Raw genomic sequence first — 2,819 nt, 5'->3', positions numbered from 1 at the left:
CGCCTTCCCCGCGCGACGCCTCACCGACGCCTCCGCCGCCCTCCGACGGCGCACCCGCGGCTCCCGCGGGCGACGCGGCGGCGAGGACGCTCGGCGGCACCGGCGTGAAGCGCCCGTTGCGCGACCGCCACACGAGCCCGACGACGACGGCGACCGCGAGCACGCCGAGGACGAGCAGGACCCGGTCCACGGTCAGCCGACCAGCACGCGTCCGACGACGTACACGAGCAGCCCGGTCACGGTCACGGGCAGCACGACGACGGCGAGCGAGGGCCGCCAGCGCGCGAGCGCCTCCATGCGGTCGAACAGCGCGTGCAGCGCGGCGACGAGGATCCCGACGGCGACGCCGAGCAGCCCCCCGGCGACCGGGTCGAAGTCCGGCAGCACGAGCCCCGCGACGGCGCCTGCCGCGGCCGACGACGCGGTCGTCGCGAGGACCCCCATCCACACCGGCAGGTGGATCGCGACGACGACCGACCCGACGGCGAGCGCGAGCGCGGCGGTGACGACGAGCGCCTCCCCCTCGGGCCCGCGCGCGATGGCGATCCACCCGGTGGCGGCGACGGCGACCAGCGCGCCCGCGACGGTGCCGGACACGGACTCGACGAGCCGCACGCGCCCGTCGCGCCGCACGAGCTCGGCGAGGAAGGCCAGCACGACCGCGGCGGCGAAGACGACCGGCAGACGCTCGAGGTAGGGCTGCTCCTCCTCGAGCGTGACGACCGCCACGGAGCCGAGACCGGCGAGCGCGACGACGACGCTGGTCCCGGTGCCGAACGGCAGGTTGGCGAGAGGCGGCCACCCGACGGCGACGAGCAGGACGAGGACGGCGCACGCGGCGGCGAGCGGGTAGAGCCCGACGTAGCCGGCGACGGCGACCACGGTCGCGAGGACGGCCGTGACGACGGCCCTGGTGGCGAGCTGCATCCCGCGGCTACCGCCCCGTCGTCCGAGGAGTCGTGGCGGGCACCCGCGCGGAGGTCGCGCAGGTCGTCACGGGGGCCGCGGAGGGGATGAGCACGGCAGCGATTGTCGCAGACGCGACCCGTCCGCCCGGTCGTCGCGCCGCACGAGCTCCGCGTGCGGCGCGGTACGGTGTGCAGCACTCGCACGCGGGGAGGAGGTTCCACGTGGCAGATCTGCTGCTGCTCACTCCCGCGTCCGGGGGCTCTGCTCAGGTGCTCCCGGCGCTCGGTCTGCTGTCGCACCGGGTCCGGGTGCTCCCGGTCGAACCGTCCGCCCTGGTGGACGCCCCGGACGCGGACATCGTCGTGCTCGACGCACGCCGTGACCTGGTCACGGCCCGCACGACGTGCCGACTGCTGCGCGCCACCGGCCTGACGGTCCCGCTCGTCCTGGTCCTCACCGAGGGCGGTCTGACGGTCGTCACGGCCGAGTGGGGTGCGGACGACATCATCCTGGAGTCGGCGAACCCGGCCGAGGTCGAGACGCGCTTCCGGCTCGTCATGGAGCGCGCGGCGACCGCCGGCTACGACGACGCCCCGCAGGAGATCTCGTCGGGCGAGCTCACGATCGACGCGGGCGGCTACACGGCCCGCCTGCGCGGCCGGCCGCTCGACCTCACGTACAAGGAGTTCGAGCTCCTCAAGTACCTCGTCCAGCACCCGGGCCGCGTCTTCACGCGTGCGCAGCTGCTGCAGGAGGTCTGGGGGTACGACTACTACGGGGGCACCCGCACGGTCGACGTCCACGTGCGTCGCCTGCGCGCGAAGCTCGGCCCCGAGCACGAGCAGCTCATCGGCACGGTCCGCAACGTCGGCTACCGGTTCGACCCGCCGAAGGACCGCCGCGCCGCGGTCGACGACCGCCCCGACGTCCCGGCCCCCGCCGACGCCTGACGGCTGCGGCCCTCGGCCGGCCTGACGCTCCTCCTCCGTCGGACGACGTCGCCCGCGTGCGGTCGACGCCCCGCCCTGACCGAGGTCACAGCCGCCCGCCGAGCGCCGCTACCCTGGTCCGCGGTGCGCCGGGAAGTCTGGTCGGCAGTCCTGCTGTCGCGCCCGGAGGTCGCCCGTGCCCCGTCGTCCCGCCCCCCGCCTGTTCGCCGCCCTCACCCCGGGAGGCGAGAGCAACCTGCTCGACACGCTCCGCGAGGAGCGCACCGGGGGCGTCCTGCTCCTGGTGGGCACGGTCGTCGCGCTGCTGTGGGCCAACCTGTCCCCGTCGTCGTACGAGGCCGTGTCGACGACCGTCGTCGGGCCTGCGGCGCTGCACCTCGACCTGTCGGTATCGGCGTGGGCGACGGACGGGCTGCTCGCGATCTTCTTCTTCGTCGTCGGGCTCGAGCTCAAGCGCGAGATCGTCGCGGGTGAGCTGCGCGACCCGCGGACGGCGGTCGTCCCGATCGTCGCGGCGGTCGGCGGCATGCTGGTCCCCACCGCGCTCTACCTCGCGGTCAACCTGACCGCGCCGGGCGGGAACCCGACGGGCTGGGCGGTGCCCACCGCGACCGACATCGCGTTCGCCGTCGCGGTGCTCGCCGTCGTCGGCCGGTCGCTCCCGAACGCGCTGCGGGCGTTCCTGCTGACGCTCGCGGTCGTCGACGACCTCCTCGCGATCGTCGTCATCGGCGTGGTCTACACCGACCACGTCGCGCTGCTCACGCTCGCGGCCTCGCTCGTCGTCGTCGCGCTGTTCGCGCTCGCCCTGGCGCGCGGCCTCACGACCCCGTGGCTGCTCCTGCCGCTCGCCGTGCTCGCGTGGGCGCTCATGCACGCGTCGGGCGTGCACGCGACGATCGCGGGCGTCCTGCTCGGGCTCGTCGTGCCCGCGACGCCGCGAGCCACGCAGCGCGCGCT

The 2,819-nt window shown here is 75.3% G+C and carries 3 protein-coding genes and 1 pseudogene; 2 read left to right on the top strand and 2 right to left on the bottom strand.

Features of this window, described 5'->3' with window-relative positions; translation table 11 throughout:
* Positions 1-190, bottom strand: a pseudogene (locus HGA02_RS15345) (thioredoxin); the annotation flags it as partial.
* Positions 191-192: 2 nt separating this feature from the next.
* On the bottom strand, positions 193-927 hold the full coding sequence (locus HGA02_RS15340) for a hypothetical protein (RefSeq protein ID WP_168679911.1): 735 nt from the start codon (positions 925-927) through the stop codon (positions 193-195).
* 203 nt (positions 928-1,130) lie between these two features.
* On the opposite strand from HGA02_RS15340, the gene HGA02_RS15335 reads away from it, so the two are divergent.
* Positions 1,131-1,859 (top strand): winged helix-turn-helix transcriptional regulator, encoded by a 729-nt coding sequence (locus HGA02_RS15335; RefSeq protein ID WP_124343871.1) that lies wholly within the window; start codon positions 1,131-1,133, stop codon positions 1,857-1,859.
* A 175-nt stretch (positions 1,860-2,034) separates the two neighbouring features.
* Positions 2,035-2,819 (top strand): Na+/H+ antiporter NhaA (locus HGA02_RS15330; RefSeq protein WP_168679909.1); only part of this gene is annotated, 785 nt, incomplete at its 3' end.

It is taken from the genome of Cellulomonas septica (assembly GCF_012396155.1).
Classification (GTDB): Bacteria; Actinomycetota; Actinomycetes; order Actinomycetales; family Cellulomonadaceae; genus Cellulomonas; species Cellulomonas septica.
The sequence above is the reverse complement of the archived record's forward strand: the minus strand, read 5'-3'. Positions and strand labels throughout refer to the sequence as shown.